15 protein-coding genes are annotated in these 13265 nt (G+C 65.0%); 4 read left to right on the forward strand and 11 right to left on the reverse strand.

Translation table 11 applies throughout. From position 1 onward, the window contains the following. The coding region (locus MWU77_RS04355; RefSeq protein WP_247273414.1) for a helix-turn-helix domain-containing protein at positions 1-102 on the reverse strand (102 nt) is incomplete at its 3' end. An 83-nt stretch (positions 103-185) separates the two neighbouring features. Here MWU77_RS04355 and MWU77_RS04360 point away from each other — a divergent pair. Genes MWU77_RS04360 through MWU77_RS04370 form a run of 3 tightly spaced genes read left to right on the forward strand, consistent with a single transcriptional unit; the run spans position 186 to position 1970 of the window. Further along, positions 186-380, forward strand: a complete 195-nt coding sequence (locus MWU77_RS04360) for a hypothetical protein (protein WP_054714775.1) — start codon at positions 186-188, stop codon at positions 378-380. Then, positions 373-1410, forward strand: coding sequence for a DUF6286 domain-containing Asp23/Gls24 family envelope stress response protein (locus MWU77_RS24920; RefSeq protein WP_247273065.1), 1038 nt, complete (start codon positions 373-375; stop codon positions 1408-1410). The genes MWU77_RS04360 and MWU77_RS24920 overlap by 8 nt, the downstream gene beginning before the upstream one ends. Further along, positions 1407-1970 carry a hypothetical protein gene (locus tag MWU77_RS04370; RefSeq protein ID WP_169689967.1) on the forward strand — a complete coding sequence of 188 codons (564 nt, stop codon included), beginning with the start codon at positions 1407-1409 and terminating at the stop codon, positions 1968-1970. Before MWU77_RS24920 ends, MWU77_RS04370 begins: the two co-directional genes overlap by 4 nt. Positions 1971-2080: 110 nt before the next feature. On the opposite strand, the gene tuf is transcribed toward MWU77_RS04370, so the two are convergent. From tuf to MWU77_RS04405, 7 genes are all read right to left on the reverse strand, one after another. Then, positions 2081-3271: an elongation factor Tu gene (tuf, locus tag MWU77_RS04375; RefSeq protein WP_169689968.1), complete on the reverse strand. Its 1191-nt coding sequence runs from the start codon at positions 3269-3271 to the stop codon at positions 2081-2083. Positions 3272-3363: 92 nt separating this feature from the next. Continuing rightward, the gene (fusA, locus tag MWU77_RS04380; RefSeq protein WP_169689969.1) at positions 3364-5466 is read right to left on the reverse strand and encodes an elongation factor G; all 2103 of its coding nucleotides are present in this window, start codon (positions 5464-5466) and stop codon (positions 3364-3366) included. 142 nt (positions 5467-5608) lie between these two features. Next, positions 5609-6079, reverse strand: coding sequence for a 30S ribosomal protein S7 (gene rpsG, locus MWU77_RS04385; protein ID WP_054714779.1), 471 nt, complete (start codon positions 6077-6079; stop codon positions 5609-5611). Next, entirely contained in the window at positions 6079-6453 is a 375-nt protein-coding gene (gene rpsL, locus MWU77_RS04390; RefSeq protein ID WP_169689970.1) for a 30S ribosomal protein S12, read from the reverse strand. Before rpsL ends, rpsG begins: the two co-directional genes overlap by 1 nt. 332 nt (positions 6454-6785) lie before the next feature. After that, a complete protein-coding gene (locus tag MWU77_RS04395; RefSeq protein WP_169690119.1) occupies positions 6786-7361 on the reverse strand; it encodes a DUF3558 domain-containing protein in 576 nt (191 codons plus the stop codon). Positions 7362-7369: 8 nt separating this feature from the next. Further along, positions 7370-7936, reverse strand: a complete 567-nt coding sequence (locus tag MWU77_RS04400) for a DUF3558 domain-containing protein (protein WP_206040353.1) — start codon at positions 7934-7936, stop codon at positions 7370-7372. 11 nt (positions 7937-7947) lie between these two features. Then, on the reverse strand, positions 7948-8577 hold the full coding sequence (locus MWU77_RS04405) for a TetR/AcrR family transcriptional regulator (protein ID WP_169689971.1): 630 nt from the start codon (positions 8575-8577) through the stop codon (positions 7948-7950). 89 nt (positions 8578-8666) lie between these two features. Here MWU77_RS04405 and MWU77_RS04410 point away from each other — a divergent pair, with 89 nt between their 5' ends. Continuing rightward, positions 8667-9215 (forward strand): TetR/AcrR family transcriptional regulator, encoded by a 549-nt coding sequence (locus MWU77_RS04410; protein ID WP_169689972.1) that lies wholly within the window; start codon positions 8667-8669, stop codon positions 9213-9215. A 50-nt stretch (positions 9216-9265) separates the two neighbouring features. Here MWU77_RS04410 and MWU77_RS04415 read toward each other — a convergent pair whose 3' ends face one another. Genes MWU77_RS04415 through MWU77_RS04425 form a run of 3 tightly spaced genes read right to left on the reverse strand, consistent with a single transcriptional unit; the run spans position 9266 to position 13261 of the window. After that, positions 9266-10066 carry an enoyl-CoA hydratase family protein gene (locus MWU77_RS04415; protein WP_169689973.1) on the reverse strand — a complete coding sequence of 267 codons (801 nt, stop codon included), beginning with the start codon at positions 10064-10066 and terminating at the stop codon, positions 9266-9268. A 13-nt stretch (positions 10067-10079) separates the two neighbouring features. Next, positions 10080-11240, reverse strand: coding sequence for an acyl-CoA dehydrogenase family protein (locus MWU77_RS04420; protein WP_247273066.1), 1161 nt, complete (start codon positions 11238-11240; stop codon positions 10080-10082). Then, positions 11237-13261 carry a biotin carboxylase N-terminal domain-containing protein gene (locus MWU77_RS04425; protein WP_247273415.1) on the reverse strand — a complete coding sequence of 675 codons (2025 nt, stop codon included), beginning with the start codon at positions 13259-13261 and terminating at the stop codon, positions 11237-11239. Before MWU77_RS04425 ends, MWU77_RS04420 begins: the two co-directional genes overlap by 4 nt. Positions 13262-13265: the final 4 nt, after the last annotated feature.

The following is a 13265-nucleotide window of genomic DNA, read 5'->3' on the forward strand; positions in this document are numbered from 1 at the left end:
GAGGGTCTTGGTCCACACGACGCGCACGCAACCGAACGTGCGGCGCAGCAGCGCCGACTGTTCGGGATCCGGGTAGGCCCGGACCTTGTACGCGGTCCTCATCTGCCCATGACAACAGAAGGGTCCGACATGTCGAACACCATTCCTGCCCGCCGTGAACGACGGGGCATCCTGGCGAGGTCCCGATGAACCACAACCCAACGACCAACACCGTTGTCGGACTCATCGCAGGCCTACTGCTCGCCCTGGCCGGAATTCTGGGCGGATTCAGCGGGCTGCTTTTCGCAGTACTGCTGGGCGCACTCGGAGCCGCCATCGGCGCGCACCGCGACGGCATCCTCGACCTGGGCGCGCTGTTGCGAAGCCGTGGCCGTGGCTGACCCTGCACCTCCGGCCGCCCCCTCCGAACCAGAATCGTCCGATCTCGCAGGGGCACGCGGAAGCCTCACCATCAAGGACCGTGCCATCGAGCGGATCGCTGCTGCCGCCGCGCTGCAAGTACCCCACGTCGTCCGGCAGAGCAGCAGCATGAGCCTGCTCACCGGTCGCGAACTACCCCGCGCCGAGGTGATCACCGCGGGTAGTGCCGTGGCGGTCAATCTCTACATAGCGGCGGAATGGCCCTACGACGCGGCTGCGCTCACGCGGCGTGTGCACGACGCCGTCGCATGGCATCTGCACGAGTACACCGGACTTGTGGTGCACGAACTCAACGTGTTGATCGTGTCGACCGCGCGCGCAGTCGAAGACGAGCCGGTCGAGCAGTCCGTGCCCGTCGAGTATCTGGAATCCGACATCGTCGCCGGGAATACCGGGCCCCGCTCCGACATTCCCGTGACACCACCGCTGCCGCCGCTCGCCACACCGGCGGCGGCCCCTGCTGCGGCGCTCATCGCACTCGGCGCGCTCGGTCTCGCGTTCGTCGCCGCACGGGAGTTGTTCATCGTTCGCGGCACCTACGACGGCGCGCCGTGGATCCGCAACTCGTTCGAATGGTTCGGACGGCTGCACTGGCATCCGTGGATCGCACCCGTTGCAGTAGTACTCGTTCTCCTCGGAGTCTCCGCGATCGCGGTGGCACTGAAGCCGCGCAGGCGCACCCACCTGCCGTTGACGCAGTCCGGCACAGTTCCGACCGTCTGGATGCGACGTACCGACATCGCCCGAATGTGCAGCGCGCGCGCAGCAGCATTGCCCGGTGTACTTCACGCGCGGACCGTCGTCGACCGCAGACGCGCACTGATCCGTGTCGTCGCGGCGTCGGACAGCGCGATCGACGATCTCCACGACACCATCCGCGCGGAAGTGGAACCGCGGCTGGCACTGCTGGCAGACCCGATTCCGCTGGTTCTGAAGGTTTCGCGCCACGAAGCGCCTGCCCCCACCAACGAAACGGGAACACTGCCGTGAAACTCCGCACCGTGCTCGTCAACCGGTTCTTCGCCTTCGTGGTCGGATGTGCCTTCCTCGGCGCAGGCGCATTTGCACTGGCCTGGGTGTGGCGGGTGCCGTTCGCACGTGAGCGACTCGCCGATCTCGACCGGCCGCTCATCATGGACCTTCCCGATCAACCGTGGTGGACACCGGCATTGTGGACCGTCCTGGCCGCGGGCTGCGCGATCGGGATCGTGCTGCTCGTCGTGAACCTGTCGAGGCGCCGGACCTCGACCGTGGAGTTGTACGACGAGGTGACCGATGCGACGCTCGGCGTCGACCTCGGTCCGGTCGCAACAGGGGTGGCGCGAGAGCTCGAAACGTTTCCCGGTGTCCGGTCGGTGCGTAGCCGCGCGGTCGTGGAACGGCACCTACCGACACTGTCGGTGACCGTCCAGGCCGAGTCCGGCATCGATGTCTCCGAATTCACGGCCTGCGCGGAGGATGCTGCGCGTCGGGCCGCCGCCGCAGTCGGCGGTGCCCGTGTCGCGACCCAGATACTCCTGCATCTGGACCCCGCGAGCGAGGTCCGCTGAACGACCCTTCACCCTGACCTGCTCACTGCACGACGACACTTCTTCACAGAAACGCCGAACGGCGCCCACCCCGGAGGGTGGACGCCGTTCGAGCGTCAGTGAGTACTAACTCACGCGATGATCTTCGTGACGCGACCGGCGCCGACGGTACGGCCACCCTCGCGGATCGCGAAGCGGAGGCCCTCGTCCATGGCGACCGGCTGGATCAGCTTGACGGACATCTCGGTGTTGTCACCGGGCATGACCATCTCGGTGCCCTCGGGAAGGGTCACAACGCCCGTCACGTCCGTGGTACGGAAGTAGAACTGCGGACGGTAGTTGTTGAAGAACGGCGTGTGACGGCCGCCCTCTTCCTTGTTGAGGATGTAGGCCTGGCCCTCGAACTCCGTGTGCGGAGTGGTGGTGCCGGGCTTGATGACGACCTGGCCACGCTCGACGTCTTCGCGCTTGATGCCGCGGACGAGGAGACCGACGTTGTCGCCGGCCTGACCCTGGTCGAGCAGCTTGCGGAACATCTCGATGCCGGTGACCGTGGTCTTGGTCGAATCGGGGCGGATGCCGACGATCTCGACCTCTTCGTTGACGTTGATCACACCGCGCTCGATACGGCCGGTGACGACCGTGCCGCGACCCGTGATGGTGAAGACGTCCTCGACGGGCATGAGGAACGGCTTCTCGGTCTCACGAACCGGATCCGGGATGGACTCGTCGACGGCCTGCATGAGGTCCTCGACCGACTTGACCCACTTCTCGTCACCCTCGAGAGCCTTGAGAGCCGAGATCGGGATAACCGGAGCGTCCTCGTCGAACTCCTGCGAAGCGAGGAGCTCGCGCACCTCCATCTCGACGAGCTCGAGGATTTCCTCGTCGTCGACCATGTCGGCCTTGTTCAGGGCGACGAGGATGTAGGGCACGCCGACCTGGCGAGCGAGCAGCACGTGCTCGCGCGTCTGCGGCATCGGGCCGTCAGTGGCGGCGACAACGAGAATCGCGCCGTCCATCTGAGCAGCACCGGTGATCATGTTCTTGATGTAGTCCGCGTGACCCGGAGCATCGACGTGCGCGTAGTGGCGCTTGTCGGTCTGGTACTCGACGTGGGAGATGTTGATCGTGATACCACGAGCCTTCTCCTCGGGAGCCTTGTCGATCTGGTCGAACGCGAAGCTCTCGTTGAGATCCGGGTACTTATCGGCCAGCACCTTGGTGATCGCAGCCGTGGTCGTCGTCTTGCCATGGTCGACGTGACCGATGGTGCCGATGTTCACGTGCGGCTTGGTCCGCTCGAACTTCGCCTTCGCCACTGGAATGTCCTCCTGGACTGTTGTTGCGTGCAGTATGCAGCAGTGCGGTTTGTATTACTTGGTCGTGCAGACGACCGGTTCCAACCCGAAGGTTACTCGCCGGTGGCCTTGGCGATGATTTCCTTCGAGACGTTCGACGGAACCTCTGCGTAGGAATCGAACACCATGGAGAAGTTCGCGCGGCCCTGAGTCTTCGACCGCAGGTCCCCGATGTAACCGAACATCTCCGAGAGCGGAACCAGCGCCTTCACGACACGGGCACCACTGCGTTCCTCCATGGCCTGGATCTGGCCACGGCGGGAGTTGAGGTCGCCGATCACGTCACCCATGTACTCCTCGGGTGTCGTGACCTCGACGGCCATGAGCGGCTCGAGGATCACCGGGGCAGCCTTGCGGGCCGCTTCCTTCAGTGCCTGAGAGCCGGCGATCTTGAACGCCATTTCGGACGAGTCGACGTCGTGGTACGCACCGTCGAGCAGCGTGACCTTGACGTTGACCAGCGGATAGCCCGCGAGCACGCCGTACTGCAGAGCATCCTGGGCACCGGCGTCGACCGACGGGATGTACTCGCGCGGAACGCGTCCACCGGTGACCTTGTTCTCGAACTCGTAGGTCGCGCCGTCCTCGCCCGTGAAGGGATGGAGGGCGATGATGACCTTTGCGAACTGGCCCGAGCCACCGGTCTGCTTCTTGTGGGTGAACTCGTGCTTCTCGACGGCCTTGGTGATGGTCTCGCGGTACGCAACCTGCGGCTTACCGACGTTGGCCTCGACCTTGAACTCGCGACGCATGCGGTCGACGAGGATGTCGAGGTGGAGCTCACCCATACCGCCGATGACGGTCTGGCCGGTCTCTTCGTCGAGCTCGACGGAGAACGTCGGATCCTCTTCGGCGAGCTTCTGGATCGCGGTGCCCAGCTTCTCCTGGTCGGACTTGGTCTTCGGCTCGATGGAGACCTGGATGACCGGGTCCGGGAACGTCATCGACTCGAGCACGACCGGGTTCGCCTGGTCACACAGGGTGTCGCCGGTCGTGGTGTCCTTCAGGCCGATCATCGCGTAGATGTGGCCTGCCACGGCCTCTTCGACCGGGTTCTCCTTGTTGGCGTGCATCTGGAAGAGCTTGCCGATGCGCTCTTTCTTGCCCTTTGTGGCGTTGAGCACCTGAGCGCCCGGCTCGACCCGGCCCGAGTACACGCGGACGAAGGTCAGCTTGCCGAAGAACGGGTGCGCAGCGATCTTGAAGGCCAGAGCCGAGAACGGCTCGTCCTTGCTCGGCTTGCGCGTGAGGGTGGTTTCCTCGTCGTTCAGCTTGTGGCCGATGACCTCGCCGATGTCCAGCGGAGTGGGCAGGTAGTCGATGACCGCATCGAGCATGGGCTGGACACCCTTGTTCTTGAACGCGGTGCCACACAGAACCGGGTAGAGCTCGGAGTTGACGGTCAGCTTACGGATGGCGCCCTTGATCTCGGCGACCGTGAGCTCCTCACCACCGAAGTACTTCTCCATGAGAGCTTCGTCGGACTCGGCGACGGTCTCGAGCAGCTTCTCGCGGTACTCGGCGACCTTGTCGGCGAGATCGGCGGGGATCTCCTCGACGGTGGCCTCGGTGCCGATCGGAGTGGTGCCGCGCCAGGTGAGCGCCTTCATCTCGACGAGGTCGACGACACCGTCGAAGTCGTCCTCCGCACCGATCGGAATCTGCAGGACCAGCGGCTTCGCACCGAGACGATCGATGATCGTCTGCACGGTGAAGAAGAAGTCCGCGCCCATCTTGTCCATCTTGTTGACGAAGCAGATGCGGGGAACGTCGTACTTGGCAGCCTGGCGCCAGACCTGCTCGGACTGGGGCTCGACGCCCTCCTTGCCGTCGAACACGGCGACTGCGCCGTCGAGGACGCGCAGCGACCGCTCGACCTCGACCGTGAAGTCGACGTGGCCGGGGGTGTCGATGATGTTGATCTGGTTGTTGTTCCAGAAACAGGTGACCGCAGCGGAGGTGATGGTGATACCACGCTCCTTCTCCTGCTCCATCCAGTCGGTGGTGGAAGCACCGTCGTGGGTCTCACCGATCTTGTAGTTCACACCGGTGTAGTAGAGGATGCGCTCGGTCGTCGTGGTCTTACCGGCATCGATGTGCGCCATGATGCCGATGTTGCGGACCTTGTTCAGGTCGGTCAGCACTTCCTGTGCCACAGGTAAACCCCGCTCGTAGCTCGTGTCGGTCCTTGGGTGCGGACCACATGTTCTTAGGTTGTCAGCCGGCCTTTACGGGACCGACACAGATGTGCGAGCAGCCGATCGGGGGATCATGAAGATCCACCCGACCGGCGTCGACTCACCAGCGGTAGTGCGCGAACGCCTTGTTGGCTTCGGCCATCTTGTGCGTGTCCTCGCGACGCTTCACAGCGGCACCGAGGCCGTTGCTGGCATCGAGAAGCTCGTTGGCGAGACGCTCGACCATCGTCTTCTCACGACGCTGACGCGAGAAGGTGACCAGCCAGCGCAGGGCCAGCGTGGTGGAACGGCCGGGGCGAACCTCGACCGGCACCTGGTAGGTGGCGCCACCGACACGACGGCTACGCACCTCGAGGGCGGGCTTGACGTTGTCGAGCGCGCGCTTGAGGGTGACGACCGGATCGGTGCCGGTCTTCTCCCGAGCCTGCTCGAGCGCCTGGTAGACGATGCGCTCGGCAGTGGACTTCTTGCCGTCGAGGAGGATCTTGTTCACGAGCTGGGTGACCAGCGGCGAACCGTAGACCGGGTCGGCGATGAGGGGGCGCTTCGGAGCGGGTCCTTTACGTGGCATCAGCCCTTCTCCTTCTTCGCTCCGTAGCGGCTACGTGCCTGCTTGCGGCCCTTGACACCCTGGGTGTCGAGCGAGCCGCGGATGATCTTGTAACGCACACCGGGGAGGTCCTTCACACGACCGCCACGCACGAGCACCATCGAGTGCTCCTGGAGGTTGTGGCCCTCACCCGGGATGTATGCGGTGACCTCGACCGAAGTGGTCAGGCGCACGCGAGCGACCTTACGAAGCGCCGAGTTCGGCTTCTTCGGGGTGGTGGTGTACACGCGGGTGCACACACCACGACGCTGCGGGCTGCCCTTCAGGGCCGCGCTCTTGACCTTGGCGGCCTTGTCGCGGCGACCCTTGCGGACCAGCTGATTGATAGTGGGCATCTATCGGCTTTCTCGTTGTCTGGAGCTGCTCAGGCGAGCAACACTGGCTGTTCTGAAATTAGGGATCCATCGGTTGGAGCAAGGAAGCAACTGCTCCGCACTCGCACCCCGTGCGCACACGAGGTCGGGTGTGTCGCGTACCCCCACACAGGCAGCCGGGGACTCGCACCTGCAGATATCTACAGACCGCGCGTACGGCATCGCCTCGCATAGGCACACAGATCGGCCCGGGCATGCCGGACACGACCCACAACGATACCCGGCAGCGGCGCATGCGGTCAAAGCGAGACGCGACGAATGACCGCGCACGTCGGCGCGGCAGGAGCGAGAAGTCAACTGCTGAGGTTGAGGGTGAGCCGTGCCAACGTAGCAGCAGCCTCACACGGGTCCGTACCACCGGTCGTGTACTGCACCCACCATCCGAAGATCCCCGTGGTTGCCGCACCGGCGGAGATGCCACAGGACAACGGGTCGTTCGGTCGACGCATCTGTAGCGCCCGCCTGCCTTCGACGGTGGTGTCCTCGACCGTGTAGCCGAGCTCGTCACCCGCCTGACGCTCGTGGTCGAGCGAGCCGGTCTCGAACCAGTTGAACGTGACCTTCACTACTCCCGACGGACCGTCCCCCTCCCACCGGCAGATGGCCCCGAAAAACCCTCGGTACACCGCCGCGGCACCCACCGTCTCTGCGATCTTCTCGTCGGTGACGGCGTCGCATTCGGTGAGCAATTTCGTGAACTCCGCCGACAGTCCCGGCCCGCCGCCCGCGCCCTGCGGCACGGCACGGCCTTCGATGCTGCGCGCACATCCGGTGATCACCAGAAGGGCGGCGCAGAGCGCGACGATACTCACGACGATCCGACGAGGCCTGGCGTGCAGGCTCGCTGTACGCCGGCCGGGCCGAGACATGTCCGCACTCATGACCGCGCCCTCTCCACGCTCAGTTCGGCGAGGTTCCTCGCGACGGCGCACGAGTCGGCCGTTGGCGTGAAGTTCGCGTACGTGACCGACCAGTGGATGAAATCGCCGCCGAAATCCACCCCGATTTCGCACAGGACGGTCTGACCCAGCTCGTTCTGAGCCGACCCCATGAATCCTGGCCGACCGTCGATCTCGACGTCCACGGCAGGTCGGCCGATCAGATCCGAACCCGCGCGCTCCCGGCCGATCGGACTGCCCCGGTACCACGAGAAGCTCACGCTCGGGCCACCGACGTAGGTCTCCCACTCGCATCCCACCGAGTTCCGGGTCACGGTGGAGAATTCTCCGAGAGCGAAGGCCTCTCGGACCTCGTCGTCCGAGACCGCACCGCATTCGCCGAAGAAAGGTCCGGGCTCGGTGGCCTGCAGCGCGGTCGTCTCCGGGCCGCCGTCACCCACATCGTCCTCGGTTGACCCGCACCCCGCCACGAACACTGCGGCGAGCGCGGCCATTGCCACGGTCGCCGTGATCCTCCCGGTTCGCCCGGTCCCCTCGACAGGCATGTGCACAGACACTACCCAGCCGTACGTCCGCCCGCTTGTCGACTGCGCGCATCGACAAGTACGGCATCGAGCTGAGCGGCCCAGTGCCGCACGATCTCGGCACGCCTGCGCGAATCATCGGTCAGGACATCGGCAAGACCCAGGCCCCGCGCGAGGTCGAGGGTCGCTTGAACCATGCGGTGTACGACCGGGTCGGTATCGTCGGCTCCGAGTTCTACGATCGCGGCGCGGTGCGCGACCCGTCCGAAACGTTCTTCGAGAGGGACGATGCGTTCACGCAGAACGGGATCGGCTGCGGCCGCTGTCCACACCTGCAGCGCCGCCTTGAACAGGGTTCCGGAGTACTGCTCGATGATGCCCGCGACGACTCGCTCGGTATGGGCAACGCCCGAGACGGGAGCGACGTTGTCGTCGCGGACCTGATCCATACGGCTGTCGAACATGAACTCCAGCGCCGCAGTGATGAGGTCCTCCCGCGTCGGGAAGTGATGCTGGGTCGCGCCGCGTGACACACCCGCACGCTGCGCGACGACCCCGACCGTCGTAGCAGCCCACCCCGATTCGGCCAATGTGTCGATCGTGGCCTCCAGCAGACGCTGCCGTGTCGCTCTGCTGCGGTCCTGCTTGGGTTCGCGCGTCATAACTGCCTTCTCCTGATCCCGAGACCGTCCGGTCATATCGCGGCTCCGTACACTCGTACCCCAGGACGAGACGGAAAGGCAGTTTCACTGTGGCAACGTTGGTGAGACGCGAGGACTATTTCGACGCTGCGATCGAGCTTCTCTCGTCGGACGATTACGGAGCGCTCAAGCAGGCGCAATTGTGCGCACACCTCGACGTCACCACGGGGTCCTTCTACAACTATTTCGCCAGCTGGGCGCAGTTCCGCAAGGAGTTCCTCGCGAACTGGCTCGAACAGCAGACGATCCGGCTCGTCGCGACTGCACGCCTCGAGGCCTCCCCGGTCCGGCGCCTCGAGCTGCTGATCGACTTCGCGTGCGGTCTCCCCCACCACGCCGAGTCGTCCATCCGTGGCTGGGCACACACCGACGCGGAGGTGCGTTCGGTGCAGGCCACCGTCGACTACCAGCGGTACCTGGTGGTGGCGGAAGCGACGTCGGCGATCCTGGACGATGCCGCGGCCGCCGAGGGTTTCGCCCGCACGGCGCTCTACTGCCTCGTCGGTTACCAGCAGACGGTCCCGCTGCCCGAACTGGACACGCTGAGGTGGGGGCTCGGGCGAATTCTGCACGAGCTCCTCACCACCACGGATCGCTGAGCCACCACGGATCGCTGATACGAACGATCCGGGACTGTCCGGGCGGTTGGTCACCGGTGGGCCCACGACGGGGGTCGCCGCTGAAGGAAGGCCGTCATCCCCTCGACTGCCTCGTCCGAACCGAACAGCTCGGCCGATTGCGCTGCGAGTTCAGCACCGTGCCGATCGAAATCGTCCAGCATCTGTCGCGTGAGCAGTTGCTTCGACGCCGCGAGGCCCCGCGGTGAGCACTCGCGGAACTCGGCGAGCAGTTCCGCTACGGTATCGGCCGGGTCATCGGCGGTGATCGTCACCAGGCCGTGCGCACGGGCCTCCTCGGGACCGAAACGCTCCCCGGTGAGGAAATACCGTGAGGCAGCCCGCGACGACAGTCGCGGTAACACAGTCAGGGAAACGATCGAGGCAGCCAGTCCCAGACGTGCCTCGGTGAGGGCGAAGGTGGTGCGCGGACCCGCTACGACGACGTCGCAGGCACCGACGATCCCCATCCCACCGGCCCGGACATGGCCGTCGATCTGCCCGACAACGGGTTTGGGTGTTTCGAGGATCTGCCGCAACAGACCGGTCATCTCGCGGGTCCGGTCCGCGGCCGCTTCCGCCGGCGTCCCCCTCGAATCAGCGCTGCCGGCCTCGCGCAGATCCGCTCCGGCACAGAATGTTCCGCTGGTGTGCGTGAGGACGATAGCGCGCACCTGAGGATCCGCGGCCGCGTTGCCGAGCCGTTTCTGCAGCTGATGCAGCAGGGTCGACGACAGGGCGTTGCGGTTGTGCGGCGAGTCCAATGTCAGTGTCGCGGCACCGTGGGCGACGTCGTAGCGTACGAGCGGATCTTCGGATTCGGTGTGCGTCATGACATCCCCTGCCCTAGTAGGAACGCGGCAGTCCCAGCGAGTGCTGCGCCACGAAATTCAGGATCATCTCGCGGCTGACCGGGGCCACCCTGGCTATCCTGGCGGCCCCCAGCATCGCGGCGAGACCGTACTCCTGAGTAAGTCCTCCTCCTCCGTGCGTCTGTATGGCCTGGTCCAGGCTTGCGATAGCAGCTTCGCCCGCTGCATATTTGGCCATGTTCGCGGCCTCGGCTGCGCCGAGATCGTCCCCGCTGTCGTAGAGGGACGCAGCCTTCTGCATCATCAGCTTCGCGAGCTCGACCTCGATCTTGCGCTGCGCCAACGGGTGTGCGAGACCTTGATGCGCACCGATCGGTTCCTTCCATACGGTGCGTTCGCCTGCGTATTTCACTGCGGCATCGAGCGCGTAGCGACCCATCCCGACGGCCATGGCTGCGCCGAGGATGCGTTCGGGGTTGAGTCCGGCGAACAACTGCGCGAGTGCCGCGTCGGGCTCGCCGACGAGTGCGGCTGCCGGAAGGCGCACGGCATCGAGGAAGAGGGTGAACTGACGGTCGGGTTCGATGATGTCCATTTCCATCGGAGTCTTGGTGAATCCGTCGGCATCGGTAGGCACGATGAACAGCGCGGGACGCAGTTTCCCGGTGCGGGCATCCGTGGTGCGAGCGACGATGAGGACAGCATCTGCCTGATCGACGCCCGAGATGAACACCTTGCTGCCCGACAGAATCCACTCGTCGCCGCCACGCTCGGCCACGGTGCCGATCTTGTGGGAGTTCGAACCGGCGTCGGCTTCGGTGATTCCGAAGGCCATGATCTTCGATCCGTCGGCAAGCCCGGGCAACCACTGCTGCTTCTGTTCCGATGTTCCGTACTTGGAGATGATGGTTCCGCAGATGGCGGGTGACACGACAACGAGCAGGAGGCCACATCCGTGCGCCGCGAGTTCTTCCTGCACCAGCGCCAATTCGTAGATTCCGGCACCGCCGCCGCCGTACTCCTCGGGAAGGTTCACACCGAGAAATCCGAGTTTCGCTGCATCCGCCCATAATTCGGTCAGCGGCTCGTTCCTACGCGATTTCGGAAGTACGTAATCGACGTAGTTGTAACGTTGGGCCAGAGACGCTACGGCTGCTCGGAGTGCTTTCTGTTCTTCCGTTTCGACGATGCTCATCGGCGTTCTCCTGAGATAGCGGGTTGATCCTCGCCCGAGACCTGATCCTCGGCGGATACGACGGCAAGTACTGTGCCGACGTCGACCTGAGAGCCGACGACGACCGCGAGCTCGGTGAGCACTCCAGCACTGGGCGCAGTAACCGTGTGCTCCATCTTCATCGCCTCGAGCCACAGAATGGGCTGGCCTGCGGTGACAGTGTCACCGACAGCCGCACCGAGTCCGATCACCGAGCCCGGCATGGGGGCAAGGAGTGATCCCCCGTCGCGGTGCGATGCGGGATCCGCGAAACGCGGTACCACCTGTAACCGGACCGGTCCGAGCGACGAGTCGACGTGAACGGTGTCGTCGTACCGCGCGACGGCGAACTCACGGCGCACGCCGTCGTGGTCGAGGACGACGCGTTCAGGCATGCACTCGACAAGGACGACGCCGGGGAATTCGTCTGCCACCAGTCCGGTCCTGGTACGGCGATACCGGATTTCATGCTCACCATGGTTGCCGAGAAACTTCTTGGTCTGAGGCGCCGAGGGCAAGTTGCGCCATCCCGCCGGAAGACCTGCTCCGACGGTCGCTGTGGCGCGATTGTTCGCCGAGTCCGCCAGGGCGGCCACAAGCGCGGACATCGCTTCCGCTTCCGGGGACGCGACCGCGGCCGACAGCGTGCCGAGACCGTGTGTGCCGAAGAACGCGGTATCGGTGTCGCCTGCCAGGAATGCCGGATGACGGAGCACGTTCACCAGAAGGTCGCGATTGGTGTGGATTCCATGGATCTCGGCTCCGATGAGCGCGCGTGCAAGTATCCGTGCGGCGGCCGTCCGTGTCTGTGCGAAAGAGATCACCTTTGCGAGCATCGCGTCGTAGTGAATTCCTACCTGCGATCCGTCGACGACACCCGAATCCAGTCGGATACCGTTGCTGCGGAGTGCTCCGAACTCGATGACTGTGCCCGGCACCGTAATCCGGTGCACCACCCCGGCCTGCGGTCGCCAGTCATGCGCCGGGTCCTCCGCATAGAGCCTGACCTCGATCGAATGCCCACGGACCGGGGGTGGTTCGGGGTCGAGTTTGGCGCCGTCGGCGATGCGCAGTTGCAGATCGACCAGATCGAGCCCGGTCACACATTCGGTGACGGGGTGTTCGACCTGAAGACGAGTGTTCATCTCGAGGAAGTAGAAGTCGCCCGCATCTCCGGATGTCAGGAATTCGACGGTGCCAGCCCCCTCGTAGCCGATGGCTTCGGCGGCACGACGAGCGGCATCGAACAGCTTGTCGCGCATACCTGGAACTGCCTCGACAAGCGGTGAGGGCGCCTCTTCGACGACCTTCTGATGCCGGCGCTGAATAGAACATTCCCGCTCGCCGACCGCCCACACGGTGCCGTGCCGATCCGCGAGCACCTGCACCTCGATGTGTCGTCCGGTGTCGAGATAGCGCTCGCAGAAGACCGTCGGATCACCGAACGCCGACTCCGCTTCCCGGCGGGCCGCCTCGAGTTGCGCGGGCAGCTCTCCCGCCGACCGCACGATCCGCATCCCGCGTCCACCACCGCCTGCGGACGCCTTGATCATGACGGGCAGGTCGGCGTCGGTGACCCGGTCCGGGTCGAGTTCCGTGAGGACCGGTACGCCTGCGTCCGCCATGATCTTCTTCGCCTCGACCTTCGATCCCATGCGGGAGATCGAGTCGGGACGCGGTCCGATCCAAGTGAGTCCGGCGTCGAGAACTGATTGTGCGAACTCGTGGTTCTCGGAAAGGAATCCGTATCCGGGATGGATCGCATCGGCACCGGCGGCGTGCGCCGCCGCGATGAGCGCGTCCGCGTTGAGGTACGTGTCTGCGGGCGAGGTTCCCGGGAGCCGCACCGCGACGTCCGCGTCGGCCACGTGCGGACTGCCTGAATCGGCGTCGGAGAACACCGCAACGGTGCCGAGTCCTGCTCGGTGGCACGACGCGAACACTCTCCGGGCGATCTCTCCACGATTGGCGACGAGAACGGTCTCGATCCCCGCCTGGAACACCGCG

Source organism: Rhodococcus sp. F64268 (genome assembly GCF_023015605.1).
In the GTDB taxonomy this organism is placed as follows: Bacteria; Actinomycetota; Actinomycetes; order Mycobacteriales; family Mycobacteriaceae; genus Rhodococcus.

Coding starts and splice junctions, on each gene's coding strand:
- MWU77_RS04360 (WP_054714775.1), top strand. CDS start 186: ATGAACCACAACCCAACGACCAACACCGTTGTCGGACTCATCGCAGGC.
- rpsG (WP_054714779.1), bottom strand. CDS start 6,079: ATGCCACGTAAAGGACCCGCTCCGAAGCGCCCCCTCATCGCCGACCCG.
- rpsL (WP_169689970.1), bottom strand. CDS start 6,453: ATGCCCACTATCAATCAGCTGGTCCGCAAGGGTCGCCGCGACAAGGCC.
- MWU77_RS04395 (WP_169690119.1), bottom strand. CDS start 7,361: ATGTCTCGGCCCGGCCGGCGTACAGCGAGCCTGCACGCCAGGCCTCGT.
- MWU77_RS04400 (WP_206040353.1), bottom strand. CDS start 7,936: ATGCCTGTCGAGGGGACCGGGCGAACCGGGAGGATCACGGCGACCGTG.
- MWU77_RS04405 (WP_169689971.1), bottom strand. CDS start 8,577: ATGACGCGCGAACCCAAGCAGGACCGCAGCAGAGCGACACGGCAGCGT.
- MWU77_RS04415 (WP_169689973.1), bottom strand. CDS start 10,066: ATGACGCACACCGAATCCGAAGATCCGCTCGTACGCTACGACGTCGCC.
- MWU77_RS04420 (WP_247273066.1), bottom strand. CDS start 11,240: ATGAGCATCGTCGAAACGGAAGAACAGAAAGCACTCCGAGCAGCCGTA.